General features: G+C 71.0%; 22 protein-coding genes and 2 pseudogenes. 13 read left to right on the top strand and 11 right to left on the bottom strand.

What is annotated here, in order from left to right:
- Window positions 1-938: 938 nt before the first annotated feature.
- The 3 genes and pseudogenes from ACWD26_RS14095 to ACWD26_RS14085 form a co-directional block, all read right to left on the bottom strand.
- Window positions 939-2,648, bottom strand: a complete 1,710-nt coding sequence (locus tag ACWD26_RS14095; protein ID WP_451269609.1) for an alpha/beta hydrolase — start codon at window positions 2,646-2,648, stop codon at window positions 939-941.
- Window positions 2,645-3,853 (bottom strand): serine hydrolase domain-containing protein, encoded by a 1,209-nt coding sequence (locus ACWD26_RS14090; protein ID WP_451269607.1) that lies wholly within the window; start codon window positions 3,851-3,853, stop codon window positions 2,645-2,647. Before ACWD26_RS14090 ends, ACWD26_RS14095 begins: the two co-directional genes overlap by 4 nt.
- A gap of 327 nt (window positions 3,854-4,180) precedes the next feature.
- Window positions 4,181-4,369: pseudogene (locus tag ACWD26_RS14085) on the bottom strand (dCTP deaminase); the annotation flags it as partial.
- Window positions 4,370-4,731: 362 nt separating this feature from the next.
- On the opposite strand from ACWD26_RS14085, the gene ACWD26_RS14080 reads away from it, so the two are divergent.
- Both ACWD26_RS14080 and ACWD26_RS14075 read left to right on the top strand, forming a co-directional pair.
- On the top strand, window positions 4,732-5,868 hold the full coding sequence (locus ACWD26_RS14080) for a PQQ-dependent sugar dehydrogenase (RefSeq protein WP_451269605.1): 1,137 nt from the start codon (window positions 4,732-4,734) through the stop codon (window positions 5,866-5,868).
- Window positions 5,869-6,123: 255 nt separating this feature from the next.
- Window positions 6,124-6,786: pseudogene (locus ACWD26_RS14075) on the top strand (tyrosine-type recombinase/integrase); the annotation flags it as partial.
- 239 nt (window positions 6,787-7,025) lie between these two features.
- Here the strand turns inward: ACWD26_RS14075 and ACWD26_RS14070 are convergent.
- From ACWD26_RS14070 to ACWD26_RS14050, 5 genes are all read right to left on the bottom strand, one after another.
- Window positions 7,026-8,777 (bottom strand): SpoIIE family protein phosphatase, encoded by a 1,752-nt coding sequence (locus ACWD26_RS14070; RefSeq protein WP_451269603.1) that lies wholly within the window; start codon window positions 8,775-8,777, stop codon window positions 7,026-7,028.
- 228 nt (window positions 8,778-9,005) lie between these two features.
- The gene (locus ACWD26_RS14065) at window positions 9,006-9,176 is read right to left on the bottom strand and encodes a hypothetical protein (protein ID WP_450937116.1); all 171 of its coding nucleotides are present in this window, start codon (window positions 9,174-9,176) and stop codon (window positions 9,006-9,008) included.
- 37 nt (window positions 9,177-9,213) lie between these two features.
- Window positions 9,214-9,570 carry a PRC-barrel domain-containing protein gene (locus ACWD26_RS14060; protein WP_451269601.1) on the bottom strand — a complete coding sequence of 119 codons (357 nt, stop codon included), beginning with the start codon at window positions 9,568-9,570 and terminating at the stop codon, window positions 9,214-9,216.
- Between the two features lie 81 nt (window positions 9,571-9,651).
- Window positions 9,652-9,924 (bottom strand): hypothetical protein, encoded by a 273-nt coding sequence (locus ACWD26_RS14055; RefSeq protein ID WP_391010385.1) that lies wholly within the window; start codon window positions 9,922-9,924, stop codon window positions 9,652-9,654.
- A gap of 529 nt (window positions 9,925-10,453) precedes the next feature.
- A complete protein-coding gene (locus tag ACWD26_RS14050) occupies window positions 10,454-10,738 on the bottom strand; it encodes a hypothetical protein (protein WP_451269599.1) in 285 nt (94 codons plus the stop codon).
- 178 nt (window positions 10,739-10,916) lie between these two features.
- Between ACWD26_RS14050 and ACWD26_RS14045 the strand changes: the two genes are divergently transcribed.
- From ACWD26_RS14045 to ACWD26_RS14025, 5 genes are all read left to right on the top strand, one after another.
- Window positions 10,917-11,489 carry a DUF5994 family protein gene (locus ACWD26_RS14045; protein ID WP_451269597.1) on the top strand — a complete coding sequence of 191 codons (573 nt, stop codon included), beginning with the start codon at window positions 10,917-10,919 and terminating at the stop codon, window positions 11,487-11,489.
- A 269-nt stretch (window positions 11,490-11,758) separates the two neighbouring features.
- Window positions 11,759-12,370 (top strand): DUF5994 family protein, encoded by a 612-nt coding sequence (locus tag ACWD26_RS14040; RefSeq protein ID WP_451269595.1) that lies wholly within the window; start codon window positions 11,759-11,761, stop codon window positions 12,368-12,370.
- A 5-nt stretch (window positions 12,371-12,375) separates the two neighbouring features.
- Window positions 12,376-12,669 carry a hypothetical protein gene (locus ACWD26_RS14035; RefSeq protein WP_451269593.1) on the top strand — a complete coding sequence of 98 codons (294 nt, stop codon included), beginning with the start codon at window positions 12,376-12,378 and terminating at the stop codon, window positions 12,667-12,669.
- Window positions 12,670-13,108: 439 nt separating this feature from the next.
- Entirely contained in the window at window positions 13,109-13,477 is a 369-nt protein-coding gene (locus ACWD26_RS14030; RefSeq protein ID WP_451269591.1) for an STAS domain-containing protein, read from the top strand.
- Window positions 13,474-14,154 (top strand): hypothetical protein, encoded by a 681-nt coding sequence (locus tag ACWD26_RS14025; protein ID WP_451269589.1) that lies wholly within the window; start codon window positions 13,474-13,476, stop codon window positions 14,152-14,154. The genes ACWD26_RS14030 and ACWD26_RS14025 overlap by 4 nt, the downstream gene beginning before the upstream one ends.
- 495 nt (window positions 14,155-14,649) lie before the next feature.
- On the opposite strand, the gene ACWD26_RS14020 is transcribed toward ACWD26_RS14025, so the two are convergent.
- Both ACWD26_RS14020 and ACWD26_RS14015 read right to left on the bottom strand, forming a co-directional pair.
- Window positions 14,650-15,693 (bottom strand): fatty acid desaturase family protein, encoded by a 1,044-nt coding sequence (locus tag ACWD26_RS14020; protein ID WP_451269587.1) that lies wholly within the window; start codon window positions 15,691-15,693, stop codon window positions 14,650-14,652.
- A 314-nt stretch (window positions 15,694-16,007) separates the two neighbouring features.
- Entirely contained in the window at window positions 16,008-16,793 is a 786-nt protein-coding gene (locus tag ACWD26_RS14015; RefSeq protein WP_451269585.1) for a hypothetical protein, read from the bottom strand.
- 175 nt (window positions 16,794-16,968) lie between these two features.
- Here ACWD26_RS14015 and ACWD26_RS14010 point away from each other — a divergent pair, with 175 nt between their 5' ends.
- The 6 genes from ACWD26_RS14010 (at window position 16,969) to ACWD26_RS13985 (ending at window position 19,969) form a co-directional block, all read left to right on the top strand.
- Window positions 16,969-17,400: an Asp23/Gls24 family envelope stress response protein gene (locus ACWD26_RS14010; protein ID WP_451269583.1), complete on the top strand. Its 432-nt coding sequence runs from the start codon at window positions 16,969-16,971 to the stop codon at window positions 17,398-17,400.
- 82 nt (window positions 17,401-17,482) lie between these two features.
- Window positions 17,483-17,710 (top strand): hypothetical protein, encoded by a 228-nt coding sequence (locus tag ACWD26_RS14005; RefSeq protein ID WP_230215084.1) that lies wholly within the window; start codon window positions 17,483-17,485, stop codon window positions 17,708-17,710.
- On the top strand, window positions 17,707-18,171 hold the full coding sequence (locus ACWD26_RS14000) for an Asp23/Gls24 family envelope stress response protein (protein ID WP_451269581.1): 465 nt from the start codon (window positions 17,707-17,709) through the stop codon (window positions 18,169-18,171). The genes ACWD26_RS14005 and ACWD26_RS14000 overlap by 4 nt, the downstream gene beginning before the upstream one ends.
- On the top strand, window positions 18,168-18,926 hold the full coding sequence (locus ACWD26_RS13995) for a DUF6286 domain-containing protein (protein WP_451269579.1): 759 nt from the start codon (window positions 18,168-18,170) through the stop codon (window positions 18,924-18,926). The genes ACWD26_RS14000 and ACWD26_RS13995 overlap by 4 nt, the downstream gene beginning before the upstream one ends.
- Window positions 18,927-18,936: 10 nt before the next feature.
- Window positions 18,937-19,530 (top strand): alkaline shock response membrane anchor protein AmaP, encoded by a 594-nt coding sequence (gene amaP, locus ACWD26_RS13990; protein WP_451269577.1) that lies wholly within the window; start codon window positions 18,937-18,939, stop codon window positions 19,528-19,530.
- Window positions 19,531-19,798: 268 nt separating this feature from the next.
- Window positions 19,799-19,969 (top strand): hypothetical protein, encoded by a 171-nt coding sequence (locus ACWD26_RS13985; RefSeq protein ID WP_451269575.1) that lies wholly within the window; start codon window positions 19,799-19,801, stop codon window positions 19,967-19,969.
- An 851-nt stretch (window positions 19,970-20,820) separates the two neighbouring features.
- Here the strand turns inward: ACWD26_RS13985 and ACWD26_RS13980 are convergent.
- Window positions 20,821-21,192: a low affinity iron permease family protein gene (locus tag ACWD26_RS13980; RefSeq protein ID WP_451269573.1), complete on the bottom strand. Its 372-nt coding sequence runs from the start codon at window positions 21,190-21,192 to the stop codon at window positions 20,821-20,823.
- Between the last annotated feature and the right edge of the window lie 104 nt (window positions 21,193-21,296).

Below are 21,296 nucleotides of genomic sequence, written 5' to 3'. Positions count from 1 at the left end.
CAATGGTGCCGACAGCGTTGCCGAGACCGCATCCACCATGAATCTCCCCCAATGCACCCTGCACGGCAGCAAGAGCACGTTAGGGGCGGCAGCCCCTCTACTGCAGGACATTCACCGATAACGGTAAAACCGCCTGCAGCGCCGTGTCATGCACAACCACCGGCCTTAACTGGAGGGCTACCCGCTCCCCGCGACGTTTCCCCGTCGACCGGCCCTCTCGACCCGCGCGGGGACCGAGTCAAGGGCGAGGTCTCCAGGTCAAGGGCCTGGTTTCAACGTGGAGCGGGTGACGAGCATCGAACTCGCGCTCTCAGCTTGGGAAGTGACGGCGCTTGGGTGGGTCCCATGGCTCTGACCTGTGCAGATGTCTTCTGTTTGGAGGGGACGAGCGGGTCGGATCGCACCGCTGCCGACCTTGGATGTCCGCTCTTACGGGCACGCTATGGGCACGACGCCGCGGATCGACGGACATGCGTGAACTTCAGGGCGAGATGTCTCGGGTTCGGTTCGCCCTTCAGCCTGATCCGGCCGTCTCGTCGTGAGTGCACACACCGGACGCACGACGGGTCACGGGCGGCGCGCGCCAGGTCCGGCGACACCTCACCGTACGTTGTCGGCGCTCGCCGGGAGGTCACTTCCAGCGGCGAGACCCGCCACCCCCCGGTCGTGGTGCGGAAGAGGTCCGTCCACGAGTGCGGCTTCCGCGGTGACGGAGTACCTGACGTCCACGAGCGGATACCGGCGGTCCAGGCCGGCCGGTCCGGCGTGAACGTCAACGGGCCCTCCGTCGATGGATTTTGCCTAGGCGTACGGGGTCAGAGGGCTCCGGAGGACAGCTACCTCCGGAGCCCTTCCGGCACCCCACGGCCTGCCGTCAAGTGGACGAACGTGCGCCCGTGACCTGGCCGGGGGTAGCAGTGGCCGCCGGGCCGCCTCCCTCAGCCGGAAGACCGGTCGCAAGTGACGTCCGTGGCCGGCAGGCGGCCGGTGGCCAGGTAGGTGTTGACCGTCGCGTCGGCACAGGAACTGCCGAAGACGCCGTACACGGCGTGCTGGTCCGCGCCGCGGAGGGTGACCAGGCGGGAGGAGGGCCACATGCGGCGCACCGTCTGCGCGTTCCGGTAGGTGGTGCGCGGGTCACCGGTCGCGTTGACGAGCAGGGCCGGAAGGTCGCCGCGGATCGTGGTCGGGCGTTCGCGCGGCGGGTCCCAGAACGCGCACGGATTGATGTTGTTGGTGACGGGCCCGAACAACGGGTCCTGCGCGCGGGCACGCTGGACGTCGCGCCAGTACACCTCGGGGGAGCGCGGCGCGGACGCGTCCCCGCACAGGATCGCCGTCTGCACACTGCCGTACGCGGAGTCGGATCCGTTCAACAGGAACCCGAGCGTTGCGGACAGCCACGGTGAGGGGGTGACCGTGTGGCCGCCGACGGCGCGACGCATGTCCCGCACCGCCTGCGCGAGATCGGCGTAGGCGGCGTCGTTGTCCTGCGAGAGCCCGCTGAAGACGACGACGGGCACCAGGTGCTCGTCCACCCGGTGGTCGCCGATCACCAGGGGCGTACGTCCGGCCGCCGCCTGGACGCTGTCCACGGCCGCCAGCACCTCGCCCCGGGTGCGGCCCAGACCGTAGACGGTGTCGCGGGCGGCTGCCCAGGAGGCCCAGCCCTTGAGAGCGTGCCGGTTGGCCGGTTCCGTGCCGCGCAGCAGCCGGGGGTTGTAGCTGCCGGGAGCGACAACGCCGTCCAGCACGACTCGGTCGGTTCGGCCGGGGAACATCGTGGCGTACACCTGGCCGAGGTAGGTGCCGTACGAGTATCCGAGGTAGGAGATCCTGGGCTCGCCGAGCGCGGCGCGGATGACGTCCATGTCGCGTGCGGTGTTCCGGGTCGTGACGTACGGCAGGACGTCGCCCTGGGTCGAACGGCAACGACCGGCGAGTTCCTCGGCCAGGGCCACCGCGCCGTCGAACCCCGCACGGTCGAGTCCCGCGCCGCGTATGAAGGAGCCGGTGGGCCAGTGGCAGTCCAGCGGTGTGCTGCGGCCGACGAAACGGGGGTCGACACCCACCACGTCGTAGCGCTCACCCACCTTCTTCATCGCCGTGCGCACCCACGGCGGGTCGCCGATCGTCTGCCCGCCGGGGCCACCACCGTTGAGCAGCAGCGCGCCCACGCGGTGGGCCGTGTCGGTGGCCCGGATCCGCGAGATCGCGACGGTGATCGTGCGGCCGTCCGGGTCGTCATAGTTCAACGGGACGGTGACATCGGCGCACTGGGCGCCCGCCTGCTGGAGTTCCTTGCCGGTCTCGTCGTCGGGTCCGAGCAGGCAGCTCTTCCAGTCGAGGTGCTGCCGGTGGTAGCGGGCGAGGGGGTCCGCGATCGCAGAGGCGGGTTCGGCTGCCGCCGCGGGCGAGGCGGTGACGGTGAGCGCCCCGACCAGGCACAGGGCGGCCCCTGCCGCGGTGCGCGACACGAGCCGGTGCAGACCGCCGGTCGTGGAACCGCGTGGGCCGGCTGTGCGCGCGGCTGCGGGCGAGGTGGGGGCAGGGGGCGGGGTCTGAGGTAAAGGAGCCGTACGGGCTGAGGAGGCGGGGGACGACGCCGTACGGGACGGTGTGCCGGGGGAGGACGGGGAGCCGGTCATGCGGAAGTCCTTTCGGGAGACCTGCCCTCGCAGAGGGACTTGTCGACGAGGTCCAGGAAGTCGAGCTCGGCCTGGAGCGAGGCGGGCACCTTGTTCAGGGCGACGGCGACGCTCCGGCCGTCGGGGCCGACGGCGACCAGCGCACGGTGACCGCCGGGCACCGTGCCGCCGTGCCCCCACCACGTCCCGCCGCAGGACAGCGGTGTCGAGATCAGGCCCAGTCCGTAGCGGGCGCCCGGCCACAGCCGGTCGCCGTCGGCCTCCACTGTCCGTCGCATCTCGGCCAGTTGGACCGGGGGCAGCAGGCGGCCGTCGAACAGGGCGGCTGCGAACCGCGTCAGGTCGCCAGGCGAGGAGACCAAGGCGCCGCCGACCCCGCCGAAGGTCATGTTCCAGGCGGTGCCGTCGACGCGCCGGCCGTCGCCGTCGGTGAGATAGCTGCGGGAGTGAGGGCCTCGGACGCGGGTGTCGTCGCCGGGCCAGTAGGTGTCGTGCAGCCCGAGGGGCTTGATGATGCGGCGGGTGATCTCCGCCTCGGGGGTACGGCCGGTGACCTCGCGGACGATCATGCCGAGGACGAGGTAGTTGGTGGTGGCGTAGTGCCAGGTGCCCTGCGGGCGTGGCAGTTCGAGAGCGCGTGTGACGAGGTCGCGCGGCTCGAAGTGGTGGTACCGCAGCCGCTCGGGATGCTCCCATTCGGGGGCGTCGAGATAGTCGGGCAATCCGCTGGTGTGCTGTAGGAGTTGTCGTACGGTGATCAGGCGCCCGTCGTGGCCGTGCCCGTGGATCAGGCCGGGCAGATAGCGGTCGACGGGGGCTTCCAGGGAGAGGCGGTGCTCGGCGACGAGCTGGAGGACGAGCGCTGCGGTGAACGTCTTGGTCACGCTGCCGACGCGCAGCCGGTCGACGGTGTTCATCGGGCGTCCGGTGCGCAGATCCGCCGTTCCGGCGGTCTCGGCCAGGCGCCCGCAGGGCTCGTCCGCGGTCGGGTCGCTCACCAGGGCCGCGGCACCGGTGATGCCGTCGCGCTCGGTGAGGATGCGCAGCGCCTGGCGGGTCTGGTCGTGCGCGCCGCAGTCGCCGCCAGAGCGTGAGCCCGGCGCCCGCGCGGTCGCCGCCGGGCCGGTGGCCAGCACGATGGCCGCCACCAGGGCCGCGAGGCCGATGCGCCTGCCGGTCTCAGAAGTCGGTAAGAAGGTTGGCATGCCACATCACGGTAGGCACGGGCGGTCCCGTGATCACTCCGGCAGGCATGTGCTTCGGAGCTGGGGCGGGCCCAAGCAGAGAGCCGGGAGCAGTCCCCCTGGACGGTTGGACCTTCTGCTGGTACGGGCGAGCTGGTGCGGCGGTTACCGCAGCTCCTCACGAGGCCGGTGGAGGGCCGATGGCATCGGTCTACGGGAGGCTTCCGCTTCTACGGCTTTCGTCACACCGGATACACACTCTCGACCTGCTCGGGCGCCACTCGCACAGGATGGTTCGCGCGGGCCGGTCCTCCGAGAACGCCGCGCCGGCCGTGGTCGGCCCGGGGCTCACAGGACTCCTCCGGGAAGCTCTTCGTAGAGTCGGGAGATGTCGATGCCGTCCGGCGCCGCGTACTTGGCGGGCTGTTGCTGATAGCCGGCCGGTGTGCCGTAGGCGGTGAGGAAGGCGGGTTTGCCGTAGATCATGCCCGGATGGATCCGTACCGGTTTGGCGGCGCGGATCTCCAGGGAGCGGCGGCGTCCCACGAGGGGGAGCGAGTAGCTTGCCCGGCCAGCCGTCTCCTTGTGGCAAGAGTGCCTCGATCCTCGTGCGGGCTGCACAGGGTGCTTCGGCGTTGTTGTCACCGCAGAGGCGTCGTACGAGGCAGAGTGCCGGGGAACGGGGAGGCGGAGGCCGCGACGGAAAGCGGAGCGGAGGTAAATGAGTGGCGGAGTGTGGTCTATTTCAACAACCCCTGTCCCGGTAGCCTCACCTGTGGCCAGTAGCGCACCAATCCCCCCACCCCCCAGGTGTGCGTGCCGGTGTGGACGACACCCACCTCTCTCTGCCCCCGGCAGCCGGGTGGTCTCCCCCGTTCGCCGCCTCTAGGAGGATCACGGTGAAAGTTCGCACCAGAAGCTCGGCGATCATCGGCACCCTCTGCCTCGTGGCTTCCCTCGCTTTGGCCACGGCGTCTGCCGACGAGCTCAGCTCCCCACGCCAGGCAGCGAAGGTCGTGCTCAAGAAAGTGGCCACGGCCCAGAATCCAACCGCCGGCGCCGCCGGTCCCGGTGGCACGGTCTGGATTGCCGAACGCGCGGGCAAGGTAAGGGTCTTGGACGATGAGGGGCTCGGCGAGCCCGTCCTCGACATATCCGGCGAGACCACCACGAACGGCGAACGCGGCCTGATGGGCGTCGCGTTCGACAAGGAGTTCGCGCACTTCTACATCTCGTTCACGAACCGCGAAGGCACCAGCACCGTGGACGAGTTCGCGGTGCGGGACGGCGGGATCCAGCCGGACACCCGGCGCACCGTCCTCACCCAGACACAGCCCTACGCGAACCACAACGGCGGCGACATCGCGTTCGGCCCCGACGGCTACCTCTACATCGCGTTCGGCGACGGCGGCTCGGGCGGCGACCCGCACGGCAACGGGCAGAAACTCGACACGCTGCTCGGCAAACTACTGCGGATCGACCCGAGAGGCGGCAAGCCGTACGCGATCCCGCCGGGCAACCCGTTCGTGGACGACCCGAACGCGAAGGACGAGATCTGGGCGTACGGGCTGCGCAACCCGTGGCGGTTCTCCTTCGACGCAGGCACCGGCGACCTGCTGATCGCTGACGTCGGACAGAGCGCCTGGGAGGAGATCGACTGGGCCCCGGCAAACAGCAAGGGCGGCGAGAACTACGGCTGGTCCCAGATGGAGGGCAACCATCCCTTCCGGGGCGGCACGGAGCCCGCGAACCACGTACCGCCGATCCACGAGTACGACCGCAACGGGCTGGGCTGCTCGGTGACCGGCGGATACGTCTACCGAGGCAAGGCGATCCCGGACCTCAAGGGGCAGTACCTGTTCAGCGACTACTGCGACGGCACCGTCCGCGCTCTGCAGATGGACAACGGCGAGGTGACCGGCGTGAGCAACCTCGGCGTCGACGGCGGCCGGGTCGTCTCGTTCGTGCAGGGAGGCAATGGCGAGCTGTACGTGCTCGACCTGCGTGGCAGCGTCTCCCGCATCGACCCGGCGTAACGACCTCCGGATGAAGAAGCCGCCGAGTAGCGAGTAGCCAGTAACACCCAGGTTGGCTGGATCACCTCCGGGATCTCCGGCCCGCTTGAGGCAAGTCCGAGGCCTCGGCCCGAGAGCCTTGACGTCCTTCGGTGCAGGACCTGCAGTTCGGCCACCGTTGCTGGACGACGCTGTGCCGGTGTTGCGCCTTCGGGGCCATATCCGGGTCGGGGCTCTCCGAGCTCGGCCCGGAACCGGCGGCAGGCTGGCTGGCCCGCCCAAGCCGATGCGCTCGCCGAAGCGATCGGTATCCGCTGGCGGCTCATGGTCCACCTGGGCGCGTATGGACCCATGCGCCCGGAGGAACTCGCCGGTCTTCGCCGCCGGGACGTTGACCGCGAACCTGGTGATCCGTGTCCGCATCTCTGAACCGGAGCGGACCAATGGCAAGCGTGCGCCTGGCGAGACCAAGACCGATGCGGGTGTGCGGGCCGTGGTTCTCCCGGCCTTTCTGCACAAGGAGGTGAGGCAGCATCTCGCCTGGTTCGCCGAGAAGGGGCCTGGTGGCCTGGTCTTCGTCGGAGAGAAGGGCGCGCCGTTTCGGCGGACTTCATTCGGGCGGAAGCGGCGGGGCGCTCGCGCAGTTGTCGGCCTCCCGGACGGCTTTCGCTTCTACGACCTTCGTCACACCGGACACACGCTCTCGACCCGTTCCGGCGCGACCCTCAAGGGAAGGGCACGGTGGTTCGGGCCGGGCAGTCCTCGGAGAAGGCCGCGCTGGTCTAGCAGCACTCCGATGAGGAGCGGCAGCGCGACGTGGCGGCCGGGCTCGACGACATGGTCCGGGCCGAGCGTGCGAAGCACCAGGCGGGTGACGAGAATCGAACTCGCGCTCTCAGCTGGGAAGACATGACGCTCAGACAGAGGCATGGGGTCTGACCTGCTCGTTCACGGTCCGGGGTCGGATGGCGACAGTCCGGATCGTACCGCTGTCGACCGTGGGTTTCCGCTCTTACGGGCACGTCGAGGGCACGGCATCCCAGCCGACGGGACCGGGCAGGGCCGTGGCTCTCCGCCCGCTTGTCGGCACTGACTGCCGGGCACCGTTCGCCCCTCTGTTCGCTGACGCGTATCCGGCGCACCGTGCGGGTCGGGTCTGGAACGTCGCCCGCCCGCTGTCACGCCGACGGCAGCCGCAGGGCGAGGAGGGCCACGTCGTCGGTGCTGCCGGGCGGCATACGGGCGAGCAACTGGTCGCACAGTGTGTCCAGGGACGCGTGCGCGAGCCCCAGGGCGTGGCGGCGCAGGCGGGTCAGGCCGGTGTCGAGGTCACTGCCGGGGATCTCGATCAGGCCGTCGGTGTAGAGGAGCAGCGTGGAACCCGGCGGCAGGGGTTCCGTGGCGTTCGGCCGGCTGCCGCCGTCGCCCAGGTGGGCGCCGAGGAGCAGTCCCTGCCCGGCTTCGAGGTACCGCGCGTGTCCGCCGGGGGTGAGGAGGAGCGGCGGCGGATGCCCGGCGCTGGTCCACCGCAGGGTCCATGGGCCGTCGTGCGGATGGCCTTCGACCCGGGCGAGGACGAGGGTGGCCATGGGGACGGTGGTGATCGCGGGCATGGCGTCGTCGAGGCGGTCGACGACGCTGCCCGGCGGCCCTACGTGGTCCCAGGCCAGGGAGCGCAGGATGCCGTGCAGTTGGGACATCCCGGCCGCCGCGGTCAGGTCGTGGCCCACGACGTCGCCGATGACCAGCGCGAGCGTGCCGTCCTTCAGTTCGAACGCGTCGTACCAGTCACCGCCTACCTGGGACCCGACGGGGGCGGGCTGGTAGCGGGCGGCCAGCCGCAGCCGGCCGGGCTGGGGCAGCGGGCCGAGCAGGTTGCGCTGCATGGCCTCGGCGACGGCACGCTGGCGGCCGTACCGTCGCGCGTTGTCGACGACCAGACCGACCCGGCGGCCGATGTCGCTCACCACCTCCAGGTCGGCGGCGTCGAAGGGGTGTGCGGGGTCGGTGCGGATCAGCGTCAGGGCGCCGGTGATCTGCCGTCCGGAGCCCAGCGGCACCGTGACGGCGGATGTCGCGCCCACCGTCCGCAGGAGGTCGCCGTGGTGGGCGGCGGCCAGGGGGGAGCCGGGCGGTACGGCCGCTCCCACCCCGTCCCACAGCACGGGATCACCGCCGTTCAGCACCTGGACGAGGGGCGACGGGTCCGCCTCCCCCGCTTCGGGGAGGGGCTCGCGCCCGCCCTCCAGCGCCGTGTCGCGGCCCGCGGGACCTGTCACCGCGACGCGGTGTACCTGCCCGGAACCGGTCCGGAGGTCCACCGCGGTCCAGTCGGCGAGGCGGGGTACCAGCAGGCGGCCCAGCCGGGCGAGGGCCTCGTCGGCGTCCAGGGTCTGGCCCAGTACGTCGGTGATGTCCGCGACCAGCGTCAGCCGCTCGGTGAGGTCCTCCAGGGCACTCGTGTAGGCAGCCCGCTCCGCCCGTTCCGCCCGCTCCCGGCGCGTGCCGTGGCCGCCCGTGGAGTCGGTGAACAGCACGGCCATGCCCGTGAAGGAGCCGGAGTACGTCAGGGGAGAGGCGGACCAGGCGATGGTGATCAGACGGCCGTCACCGCACAGGTAACTGTCGCCGTCCCCGCCCGCGGCAGCCCTCTCGGCCAGCGCCCGGAGCAGCGGGCAACGCTCGCGGACCAGAGCACCGCCGCCCGCGTCCCGGTGCAGCAGTTCGTGCGCGTCCATTCCGCGCATCGCGTCGGCGGTACGGCCCAGCAGCCGCTCGGCAGCCGGGTTGACGGCGAGGATCCGTGCGGCCGGATCGACCACCATCAGGGCGGTGCTCAGCTGCTCGACCACCTGCCGCCAGAGGTCCGGCTCGGCCGCCGGCCGCGACCGCTCCTCGTCCCCCGCACCGGGTACCGCACCCTCGACCATGCCGTCCTCCCGCCATGACGGCCCCGCACCGAGGACCGGGGCGCGTCGGGAACCGGATACACGGCAGGGAAACCGACACACCGGTGACCGATGGTCCCCCGACGGATCCCCGCGCGCACGCCCGACACGACGATGCGTACGCCCACCTCCCGAGCGCCCGCCCACGGCACGGCGTCGTCCACGGTGTCGGTCTCGGTGCCGTCCACGGTGTCGGCCCCGGCCCCGGCGTCAGCGCAGGGGACGCCGCCTGGTGCGCAGGGACACCCGCACCGCGAAGAAGATCACGGTTGCGGCGAAGACCACGATGCCGATGGCCAGGAGAAAGCCGAGCCCCTCCGCCGCCACACCGATGATTCCCAGTACGACGGCCACCAGGAGCAGCAGAAGGAAGAGCGCCATCACCGCGGACCATCTCCTCCGTGCCGTGCGCGCGTGGTCACCGGCGTGCGAGCTGACGTTCGCCGGCCGCCCCCGGCCGGTACGTCATGCCGTAGTGCCGGAAGATCTCCTCCTCCTGCTCGGCCGGCAGGACGTCGTCCGTCCCGATCGACGGGGCCTTGCGCACCTGCCCCTTGGTGTAGGAGACCCGGACGTAGTCCGGTCCGAGGACCGCGTCGTCGAGGGGGACGAAGACCAGCCGGTGGCGGGTGGGCAGTCCGGTCCGGACGGTGGCCATGGCCGGTTCGTCGGTGGCGGTGTCGACGTAGACCGCTTCGAGCATGCCGATCCTGTGCTGCTTCTCGTCGACCACGTCCTGGTTGCGCCACTCGCGGATGTCGGCTGGACGGATCATGGCCTGCTCCCTGTCTGCACGCTCTGCCGGGTGGTACGCACGAGTACCCCGGCCCTCGCGTCTCAAGGCGCCCTGGCGCGGTCAGCCGCGGCTCTCCTCCTCGGCCTCCATGAGCCGTATCCCCTGATGCGTCAGCACGACCGTCGCAGGCACCTCTCCGTGGGCCCAGCGGACCGTGACGAGCCCTTCGCCCACCAGATAGGTGCAGGCCGCGGCCAGATCGTGCTCGGGGATCTGCAACTCGTCACGCAGCCTGGCCCCGGAGACGTCGGGAAGGCCACTGCCTTCCATGTCGTCGTACAGGGTCTTCATGATCGCTTCGCGGTGGGTCTTCCGCTGGTGCAGTGTCGCCATGGTCACCGCCACTCGTTCTGGGCTCCCGGACCGGCTCTCCGTCCTCACTCTACTCCGGGCCGTACGCCGGTACCCGCCCACGGCCAGCGGTTTTGCCGGGCAGCGCACGGTCAGTGCACGGGCGGCGCGGTGGCACGGCCTGTTCACGACGGGCGACACGTCCGCGTGCGGCACGTCCCACAGCGTGACCGCGCGCGTGGTCGCGCGGGCGGATCCGGCAGCCCACGCGCGGCCGGGCGGTGAACAGGGATCGTGAAGTCGCCACGGACCGCCATCGGGCTTCCCGGTCTCCGGGGGGATCATGAGGAGGTTCCATCTGCCCGCGGATGATCGGCCGGTGGCGCGTTCGCTCGGCAGCTCACTGAACGGGGGTCACCAGGCGCCGTTCGACTCGGCGGGCTCCCCGGAAAGGCTCTCGATCGCCCGCCGGAACGACGCCGACATCGGAGCCGGTGTGCGAAAGGCTCCCGGTGGGCTCACGCCTCTCCTCGAAGAGGCCTCGCAAGCCGTTTCCGGGACGCCGCACCTACTACCGCCGGTGACTGTGTCCCGTGGACCCGCTGTCTCCCGTGGACCCGCTGTCTCCCGTGGACCGGCTGGTCTCCAGCCACGATCGGGCGGGTTCCGCCGCGTGGGTGGTGTCCGCGGTGAGGTCGAGGCGGGTTCCTCCGTCGGGGCCCGCGGGGTAGCTGCGCTGCTCGGTGGAGTCGAAGCAACGGCGGAGGACCTCCACGACCCGACGGGCGACTTCGGGCGAGGCGGCGACGACACGGACCTCGGCGTGGCCGACCGAGGGTGTTTCCAGGGACCGCATGGCGACCTCGGAGTTCGACGTGCCCGTACGAGACGGGCCGGGTTCACCACCTTACTCCCGCAGTCGCCGCAGCTCCCTCGGGCGACCGGCGGCCTCCCGGCCCGCTGCGGGGGTGCGGAGTACCGTGAGAACGAGGAAGCCACCCGGCCCCCTCCATCCAGGCAGCCAGGAGAGTGCGATGGCCGACTCCGGCTCCGACCCCCGCTCCGACTCCCCGCCGGTGACGAGACCTCTGCCCGACGATGCGCACCAGGCCGTGCGGCCCGGGACGGCCCTCGTGCGGCTGGAGACGACACATGACCGGCAGGGCGTGCTCGACGGGGTGTGGTGGCCTCGATCCCGCGACATCGCAGCCGAACTTCCCGGTCTGATCGGCGCACTGACCGAGCACCTCGGGCCCATCACACGCGTCGGTCTCGACACCGGGGCATGGGACGAACTGCCGACGCGGATGACCGTCGACGACCGCGTCGTCCGCATCGACTCCTTCCCGGTCGGCGACGACACCGTTCTCGTCACCCGGGGCGAGCACGATCTCTTCTCCCTCCTCGTGGTCCCGCCGCACGCGACGCCCGCCGCCGCGCACGCCGCCATGGCCGAGGCCGTCCGCGCCGGCAGCGGGAGGCGGGCCGAGCAGATCCTCATCGACACGGGCACCGGACGAACGGACCCGAGCACTGCACAAGCCCACGGGGGCGTGGCGAAGAGCACCGGTGAACAGTCCCCGGGTGAACAGCCCGGCGGTGAATAGCCGGGCAGGTGCCGCCAGTTTCCCGCGGGGTGATCTTGGCCGTGTTCGTGGCCCCAGGGACAGTCGTTCGGGGGATTCGGGGGTGGCCTACGGGACCGGGTCTCCCGTACGGGACCGGGTCTCCGTCGAGCGGTGGTCCGTGGGGCCCGTTCGAGGAGTACGCTCGAAGACACCGAGGATACTTCGCACACCGGCTTTCAGGCTCGTGTCGTTTTCGGCGAACGAATACGCCGGGCCGGTCGTGGTCGGCCCGGGGCAGGGTCCGCGTCATGACCGTGACCATTTCCCACCCGCCGGCAGCCGAAGCCGCTGACCGTTTCTCCTCGAACTCGCTCCGTCTGTCGCTGGCTCCCGTCGGCCTCGCGCCGGCTCTGCTGGACGGTGCCTGGTGGCCCCGCTCCCGCGATCTCGCGACGGAACTCCTCTCCCTGACGGCCGTACTGGACCCGCTGTGGGGGCGGATCACCCGCGTGACGGTGAATCCCGTCCACTGGCCGGTCGTTCCGCGCAAGGTGCCCGTCGCGGGACACGTGGTGAAAGTGGGCTGGTTCCGGTCGGAGCAGGACCCGCACGAACTGTTGTTGCTCTCCTACCATGTGGGCCGCTGGAACCTCCTGGTGATCCCACCGCAGACGCCCGACGCATCGGCAGCCCGGCTGATGGCCGCCGCGAGCGACCCCCTGGGCACGTCGACCGCGAGCCGGTTGATGGAGGAGGAAGAGGTGCGCCTGCGGACGGTGGTGGAGACCGACCGGGCCGGGGAGGCGGTCTGGGACTCCGAAGGGGGACGTGAGGCCGGCGCCCCGGCCGTACGGCCGGGCATCCCGACCATGACCGCCGCCATGACCGCAGCGATGCCGCATCAGCCGACGGGAAGGTGAGAACCGTGGAGACATTCCTGACCCTGATCGTGATCATCGCGGTGATCGCCTTCGGCGCGCTCCTCATCCGACGGCTCAACTCGCAGCACGGCGACCGTATCGCCGCCTTCCACTACGGTCACTCCAGGACGCCTGTCGCGGGACCGCCACCGTCTGCTCCGCGCAAGGCCCGTGTCCGGACGGGGACGACCGGCACGGGCCGTCGGCGTGACGTCGGAGGTGGACGCCTCCGCCTCCGCCTCCGGCGCCGCACCCGTGAGGGCGCTGTGAGCCCCCGCTCGGACAGGGCGCGCCCATAGGCCGCAGGGCCAATCAGAACCGGCCGAAGCGGCCAACATGGTCCGTCCGTGCCCCCGGACTCCCCGGCATGGCACCGCGGTTGACAAGCCGCAGGCTTCCCGTATCCCGAGTTGCCTGGCCCCGCTGGCCAGGGGCCCGGCTTCGGCCGGGGCAGAGCCGGCCGGGAGCGGGGGACGACGAGAAGTTCGTCACCACCGTCCGTGCCCGGGACGAACCCCCCAGGTCATGATGCCCACAGGGAGCCCCCCATCCGGCCGTTCCACGGGGCATCCCCCCGCCGTTCGATGCGTCGGCGCGCCCGCCAACCGGCCTGAACGGACCGGTCGTTCGCACGTCACCGTCTACGCGCCCCTGCCGTATCGGCGGCACACCGCGAGCGGCCGCGCCCCTGGCCCTGCCGCGCGGAACCACCGACGGATGTCGAGAACCGAGGGAACCATGCCCCTGCCCCAGTTGACCGTCCACCGGCACGACCGCACCACCCGCGCGCTCGTCACCCTCTCGGGAGAGATCGACCTGGCCACCGCCCCGCTCGTGTACGCCGCACTGGCCGGATGTCTGCGCGACGGCATGCGTACCATCGATGTCGATCTCACGGCGGTCACCTTCTGCGACGCCAGCGGACTCAACCCATTCCTCACCGCATTCCAGCTCGGCGCCGGTGCCGGAACGATCCTCCGACTGCACCATCCGCCTCCGGCCATGGCCCGCGTCATCGAGCTGACCGGCTCCGGCTTCCTCGCCGAACACCACACGGTCCGGCCGGCCCGCCCCCGGGTGCCGACCGTCGCGGGCGGCGCGCTGTGACCGCCCCGGACCGCCGGGAGCCGCAGCGGGGTCCGGCGGGCACGGCGGCTCCCGCGCACGCGGTACGTCTGCGCCGGCTGAACCGCTGGCAGGCAGAGACTCTGCGGGAGGACCTGGCGGATCTGTCCGTGGAGTCGTCCCGCGCGGGGGCGGGCCGACGGTACCGGGGCCGGGAGGCCTTTCTGCGGCGTCTCACCGGCGACATCAGGCGGCCCGGATTCGCCCTGCTGATCGCGGAGGACACGGCCTTCGCCGGATGCGCCTACGGATTTCCCGTACCGCGCGAAGGGACCTGGTGGAGGGGGTTCCACGGGAACCTCCCCCAGGGCGTCGAACAACTCACCGCGTCCGGACACGTCTTCGCGATCACCGAGATCATGGTGCACCCCCACAGCGGCGACGAGGACCTCGCCCGCCGGCTCCAGCGACGCCTGCTCGGCGACCACCACGCCTCGCTCGGGGCGACACTGGTCGACCCGGCCGACGCTCCGGCCCGCGACGCCTTCCTGTCGTGGGGATGGCAGGACATCGGGGCGGTACATCGGCCATCGGATCCCACCGCTCACCGGCCGTCGGCCCCTGTGCTGCTGAGGGCCCTGGTGCTTCCCCTCGGACCCCGCTCGACTGCCCACCCGGACGGCCTCACCCACGAGGACCGCACCCAACGCCCCGACTGACGACCGACGTTCGGTCCGGCCGCGGCCGGGGGTGGCGCACCACGGCGGGCGATGACGGCAGGACGATCCGGACGGACACACCACGAAGCCCGGGCCATCGGCCTGGGGACCGCGTACAGCGGCAGCGGTGGCTTGTGGGGGATGCGTGTCCCGTATCAGGGATGTGTGTCCCGTGTCCGGCCGCTGTCCCAGCCTTGCGGTGCGTGTGAGCCGGTCCGGGGCCGACGACGGTGTTCTCTCCACCGCGTCCAAGGCTGTGGTGAGGCCGCGTGCCGGGCCCGTCGCTCCCTACGGGGCCTGCCCGGGCGTGTGTGTGCCGTCTCCGCCGCAGCACTGCCACCGGGGGGCGCGGCATCCTGCTGCACCGGCCGGAAGTCCTCGTACTGGACGTACCCAAAAGTCCTCGTACTGGACGTACGAGGACTTCCGGCCGGCACCCTGGGAGCACGCACCGGAGGCCGCTCCTTGACGGGGCGAACGCTGCCTGCGGGGGCGCTAGGCAGGGACGCGCGCGTGCCGGAGCGGTGCTCCCGCCCGGTGGAGACTGGCGAGGGCCAGCCGGTAGGAGGTGAGCAGCCCGGTCTCCACGTACTCCACGCCCAGTTCCTCGCAGTAGTGCCTGACGATGGCCCGGGCCTGGCGCAGGTTGGGGCTGGGCATGCTGGGGAACAGGTGATGCTCGATCTGATGGTTCAGCCCGCCCAGGGCGATGTCGGTGAACCTGCCGCCGCGCACGTTGCGTGAGGTGAGCACCTGGCGGCGGAGGAAGTCCGGGCGGTCTTCGCCGGTCAGTATCGGCATGCCCTTGTGGTTGGGTGCGAAGAGGGAGCCGAGGTAGACGCCGAACAGGGCCTGGTGGACGGCGATGAAGGCGATCGCCATGGTGGGCGGCAGCAGCCAGAGCAGGACGGTCACATAGACCGCGAAGTGCGCGAACAGCAGGGCGCCGTCGAGGGTTCGGTGCTTGAGCGAGCGATTGGCCAGCGCCCGCACGCTCGACACGTGCAGATTGAAGCCCTCCAGTGTGAGCAGCGGGAAGAACAGGAACGCCTGCCAGCGGCCGATCAGACGGGGGAGTCCTTTGGCGGCCCTGGCCTGGTCCTGGGACCAGACCAGCAGGTCGGGGTCGAGGTCGGGGTCGAGTTCCTCGTGGTTGGGGTTGGCGTGGTGGCGGGTGTGCTTGTCCTGCCACCATCCGTAGCCCATGCCGATCCCGGTACCGGCGATCCGTCCGGACACCTCGCTGGCCCTGCGTCGGCGGAACACCTGGCGATGGGCCGCGTCATGGGCGAGCAGGGCGACCTGGCCGAAGACCACGGCCAGGAATGCGGCGACCGCCAGGGTCCACCAACTGTCGCCGACGAGTGCGACGGCGGCCCACCCCATGACGTAGAGCCCGGCCACCGCGGTGATCCGCAGCGCGTAGTAGCCGGGGCGGCGTTCCATCAGGCCGGCATCGGCGATCTTTCTCGACAATCGGGCGAAGTCACTGCCGGACGTCCTCGGGAGCGGGAGGCCGGCCGTCGAATTGGTGCTCATGATGATGAAGCTCTTCTCCGAAGGAGGCAGATGGCTCGGTGCCGCCCTGGGAGCCGCTGAGACCGGGCCGTTGGGAGGAAGGCGCTTCTCCACGGCGGGACGCGCGTCGCGCGACCGCGGAGAGAGGACGACGTCTGCTTCGCCGGCCGCAACCGCGCAGACCTCCTGTCCGAACGCGGGTTCCCTGCCAGGCAGGTCTCACACCGTGCCAGGGCAGGGCTCCTTGAGCGATCCGCGCGCTTCCGCGGCGGACGACGTCGACCGGTGGCGCGCGACATGGGGCCCGTGCGGGACGTCCTCCGGTCGACCTGGACTCATGTCTCCGTGATGAGGGCGGCGACGGTGACCGGGCCCGTCGTGGCACCGGCGGCCGCGGCGGCCACGGCCTTCCGGACGGCGCGGGCGACGTGCAGGGGATGGTGTCCGGGGGCGACCGCGAAGTGGATCTCGACGTGCCGGCCGGGCGGATCGACCTGGTCATGCAGCCTGACCGGACGGCTTCCCAGCACGGCGGTGAGGTGGGCGACGCCGGGAACCCCCGCCGCGACGTCCGCGATCTCCCCGACGGGCCCCTGCCCGGACCCCTTTCCTGCCACCGGGTGCGAGCCGCGTGCGGCTGTGCCTTCCGGCGCCGGCCTCATGTCCCTCGTCGCGGCCCGCGATGTCACTTCAGTCTTCGGGCTTTCGTCCGGGCTTTCGTCCGGGCCCTCATAAAGATCCGAAATCCGCAGGTCGGCTGTCGCGGTGGCCAGGCCGAGCCGTTCGGCGGCCGCGTGAAGCAGGGCGCTCCTCAACTGGTCGGCGGCCTCGGGCAGCGGCTGCCCGAGGGATGCCGTGAAGGCGGCCTCGATCCTGAGCGGGCCAGGCGGTAGCGCGCTGGCAGGCGCAGGGACGGCCGGTTCGGACACGGACTCCAGCGGTACCGGCCCGATGCGCAGGGTCCCCAGCCGGACACCGGGAATCTCAGCGGCCGCGCGCCCGAGGGCCCGTACGGCGGCCTGCTCAGTGATCCACGCCCCGTCCTCGAGCCCGCCGAGCGGCAGCAGTCGGCCCAGGGCGAGCTGGTTCCGTACTGCCTGCGTCCACGCGTCGGTTCCCACCGTTGTCTCACCCTCCTTCTTCCGTGGCCACTGCACATTTCCGGCTTGCCCAGGCCGCTCGTCCGATCGCCCGGCCATTTCGTCACATGATTCGCAAACCAGGTCAAGTACTGCTAACGCGAATATACTTGCATCTATGAGTGCTGTGTGAGCCTCACGAGGGAGGAATATCCCGATGACTGAGAACACCGGCGTAGGACACGGTGGTGCGCCCGGTTCTCGCGGCCGGACATCCATCGCCGACGTGGTGGTGGAGAAGATCGCCGGAATGGCGGCACGGGACGTGCTCGGCGTCCATGCCCTGGGCAGCGGCTTCGCGCGCTCGATGGGGTCCATGCGGGAGCGGATGCCTGGCGCCGGCAGCGGCAAGTCCGTCACCCGCGGGGTCGAGGTCGAGGTCGGTGAGCTCCAGGCGGCCGTCGACCTGGAGATCGTCGTCGACTACGGCGTCTCGATCACGGACGTCGCCGGTGACGTGCGGGAGAACGTGATCTCCGCGGTGGAGCGGATGGCGGGTCGGGAAGTCGTGGAAGTCAACATCACGGTCAGCGACGTGAAGCTGCCGGACGAGGAGGACGAAGAAGCAGACCGGCAGCGGGTCCAGTAGCCGGAGCGGAGCCCGCACCGGGGCGGGGCAGCCCGCACGCAGCACCGGGGCGGAGCAGCCCGCTTGAACGAAGGAGCGCGTGATGAGCAGGGCTGTGGTGGGCTTGATTGCCGGTATGGCGCTTGGTTTCGCCGCGTATTTCGGTGACTTCTGGGCTTTCCTGCTGGTCCTGGGGCTGGGCGTCGTCGGTCTCGTGGTCGGGCGGTTCATGGAAGGTGATCTCGAACCGGGCGACTTCGTCCGCCGCCGGGACCGCCAGGAGCGGATCAGCGATGACCGGCGACGAGCTCGGGAAGACTGGCGACGGTGACCGGTGAGGCAGGCCCGCGTCCAGGCGTCCCCCGCAGGGAGCGCGGCGCGATCACCGTCGCCGACCGGGTCGTGGCGAAGACCGCTGCCCGGGTCGCGCGCGAGGCGCTGAGCCGGTTCACCGAGTCGACCGGCCACGTACCACCCGGCCGCCGGACACCGCACGTGACCGTATACGTGCGACGGGCCCCGGATCGGGACACCCGGGGACGGGACACCGAGGGGCGGGACATTGAACCCGCCGCGGGACGGCAGGCGGTGCTCGGCGAGGCACAGGTACACATCACCGTCGAACTCGGCTATCCGTCCGACATCGGCGCACAGTGCGCCGCGGTGCGCCGGGAGGTCGCCGAGCGGCTCAGGACCTGGGCCGGCATGGAGGTGTCCGTCCTGGCGGTGTCGGTCGAGAGGCTGCACTCGGCGCATCCGCGGCGGCCCTCGGGCATGGAGAGGGTGAGATGAGCACGAACCCCTGGCGGCAGCCGACCGGCGACAGCGGCCCTCCCACCGACTCCGGACCGCCCGCTCCGCCTGCCCACGGATCGACGGCTCCATCCGCCGACGGCAGTCCGGGGCCGGACGAGAAGACGGGCGCGGATGTGACGGCGGCGGGGCACGGAGCAGTCGCGGATGGGACGGCGGCGGAGGACGGAGCAGGCCCGCCGCCGCGCCGTTTCTGGTCGGCGCGACGGCTTTCCGCGGCCCTGGTGGCCCTGGTGTTCGCCGTGGCCGTCGGACTGCTCCTCTACGACGTGGTCGCGGTACGGGCCGGGTGGACCGCGATGAGCTGGCGACGGCGGCTCGCCGACGAACTGGCCACACGGCCCCTGGACGACACCTGGATGATCGTCGGGGCCGCCGTGGCGATGGCCCTCGGCCTGTGGCTCTTCCTCCTCGCGGTGACGCCGGGGCTGCGCAGGCTGCTCCCCATGCGCCGGCCCACCGGTATCCCCCCGACGGAGGAGGTCCGCGCCGGGCTCGACCGCCGCGCGGCCGCCCTGATTCTGCGTGACCGAGCCATGCGGGTACCCGGTGTCCGGTCGGTGCAGGTCGCTGTCGGCCGCCGCAAGGTCAAGGCCCGGGCACGGGCACATTTCCGTGAACTCGGGGAGGTCCGCAGGGATCTGGAAGCCGCGCTCGGGGAAACCATGACGTCCTTGCGTCTCGCCCGGCGCCCCGCGCTGACCGTGCACGTCCGGCGCCCGAAGAAGGACTGAGGCGATCCAGATGCTCAAGACGGTGAACCGGGTGCTGCTGGGGCTTCTCGGCCTCGGACTGTTCGCCCTGGGCGGCGGCGTACTGCTGGGCGGGCTTGACCTGCAGCGCCACTGGAACTTCGGGATGCCGGGCTGGTGGCCCTTCCGCGGGCCGGCCGACGTGGTGCTGGGCGTCGAGGGACGCACCCAATGGCGGGAGGAGGGCTGGTGGTGGCCGACCGTCATCGCGGTGCTCGCCGTGCTGCTGGTCCTGCTGCTGTGGTGGCTCCTCGCACAACGCGGACACCGCCTGGGCCAGGTTCTCGTCGACAGCGAGGACGGCGAGGCGTCCCGGCTCAACGGCCGCACCCTGGAGAACGCCATCGAGGAGGAGGCGCAAGCCCTGGACGGGGTCTCGCGGGCCCATGTACGGCTGGCGGGCCGACGTACCGCTCCCACCGCACGCGTACGGCTGATGCTGGAGCCCCATGCCGATCCAGCGCTGACCCTGGGGCGACTGAGCCGGGAAACGCTCGCACACGCACGGGACGCGGCCGGTCTGGACAGCCTCCCCTCGAAGGTACGGCTCCAGGAAGCCCGCCACCGCGCCCGGCGCGCTGCCTGAGTACCGCCTCCTGGGCCGAAAGTCGCACGGGGCCGTCGGCGGCGAGGCGTCCAGGACTCCCGGAGCCGAACGCCCTGGCATGCGGCGGACCGAACGAACCGCACGCTGCCCGGCGCACTCGCCTCGCGATCGGCGTGCTCGCGGGGCGCCGGCCATCGTTCGTCGTCACCATCACCGATGTGCCCCACCGAGCCCAGGGTTCTCAGGTCCCTCCGTAGCCGGGAGAGCACGCAGATCCCGTGGTTCCGTCCCAGGAGGCATTCCCGCCATGGTTCTCTTCCCGACCCTGCTCATCGCCGGAATCGCTCTGGTCGTCATCGGCGCGACCATCGACGGTGCGCTCTACCTGATGTCCGTCGGCGTACTGCTTCTCGTCGCCGATCTGGTCTACCTGGTGGCCCGCTCCATTTGGCGCTCCCACCGGCATACGGCGCGCTGACCGGCTCCGGTTCCCGGCCGCCCAGGACCAGTCCGGGCCCGACCCGCTCGGCACGTCATGGCGGACCTCGAACGGTGCGACGACCACGAAGTCCTGCCCGGCCACGGTGCGCCAACGACCCCGGCGTATACACACCGGGGTCGCCCTTCCGGGCCGGTCGCACGTGAGAGTGTGCCGACCCGCTTTCATGCTACATCTGGTGCACATTTCGGGCATTCGGCGGTTCGCGGGCGCAGCGACACGTGGGCCTTCCACCACGGCCCCTCCTCAACCGTGCGGGGGATTCCCGCTTCGCCGCGGCCGTCGTGGCTCAGAGTCTGAACGGCCGCCCAATGATCTGGGCGGCGAGCAGGGCAGCGGTGTGTGCCGCTTGTGATGGCCGCCGCCCGGTTCCTCCCCATCCTGCTGCCCGTCGACAGGCGTACGAAGGACGCACCCGCCGCGCCTTGAGCGACGCCAGGCAGCCACCAGCCCCCTGCCCCGGTGGCGCGGTCTTCCTGCGCAGCGAGGCACCTCGCGCGAGGTCACGATCGAGTCCTCCACGACCTCGCCGGCTGCGACCCGCTCCGCCTCTCCCGGCGGCCGCACCACGGTCCCGGCGCGCCAGCCCGAACTGGCGCTTGAACAAGCGACTACCAGATGGCTCGGCGCCGCCTCGGGAGCTGCTGAGACCGGGCCGCACACAGGGATGCGCTTCCGCCCTGGGGGGAGGCGCATAGCGCCGCGGAGCAAGGACGACGTCTGCTTCGTCAGCCAGCGGAAGCTCAGGCCCTTATATTGGTTCGCCTTGAGAACTTGATCTCGGGGGACCTTCACGAACGCATCAGTCGCACCAACCGTGTGACCCTCAATCAGGATTTCTCTTCCCTGTCGAGGGTGGACCGTAGCTTCTGGTGTGCTTCTCCTGGGCCGTCGCCCTCCTGTCCTTCCAGCAGGGCTGCCGCGATGGCGTCGAGCTTGCGCTGGACGGCGCGTTCGGCCCGCAGCTCGGAGTTCTTCAGCAGCGCCACCATGAGCAGTGTCACGGCCGACATTGCCTCGCCCACGAACAGAAGCCACGTGATCGGCAAATCGATCACGTGCAACGTGACAGCCGCGGCGACCAGGATCAGGCAGATCCCGAAGAACATCGCCGAACTGGTGAACCGCGAGGCATTCTCGGCCAGCCTCTCAAACGGCTTGCTTCGCGAGCCTCCGCGGTCGGACGGGTGCTTGAGGATCATGCCCATTCTCTACAGCGGACGGTGGCATGCCCGAGGGCTGCCACGCCCGGCCACGTTGGTACCGCGACAACCCTCCTCTGGCTGAACAGCTCTACCGCGACTAC

It is taken from the genome of Streptomyces sp. NPDC002787 (genome assembly GCF_053592095.1).
The sequence above is the reverse complement of the archived record's forward strand: the minus strand, read 5'-3'. Positions and strand labels throughout refer to the sequence as shown.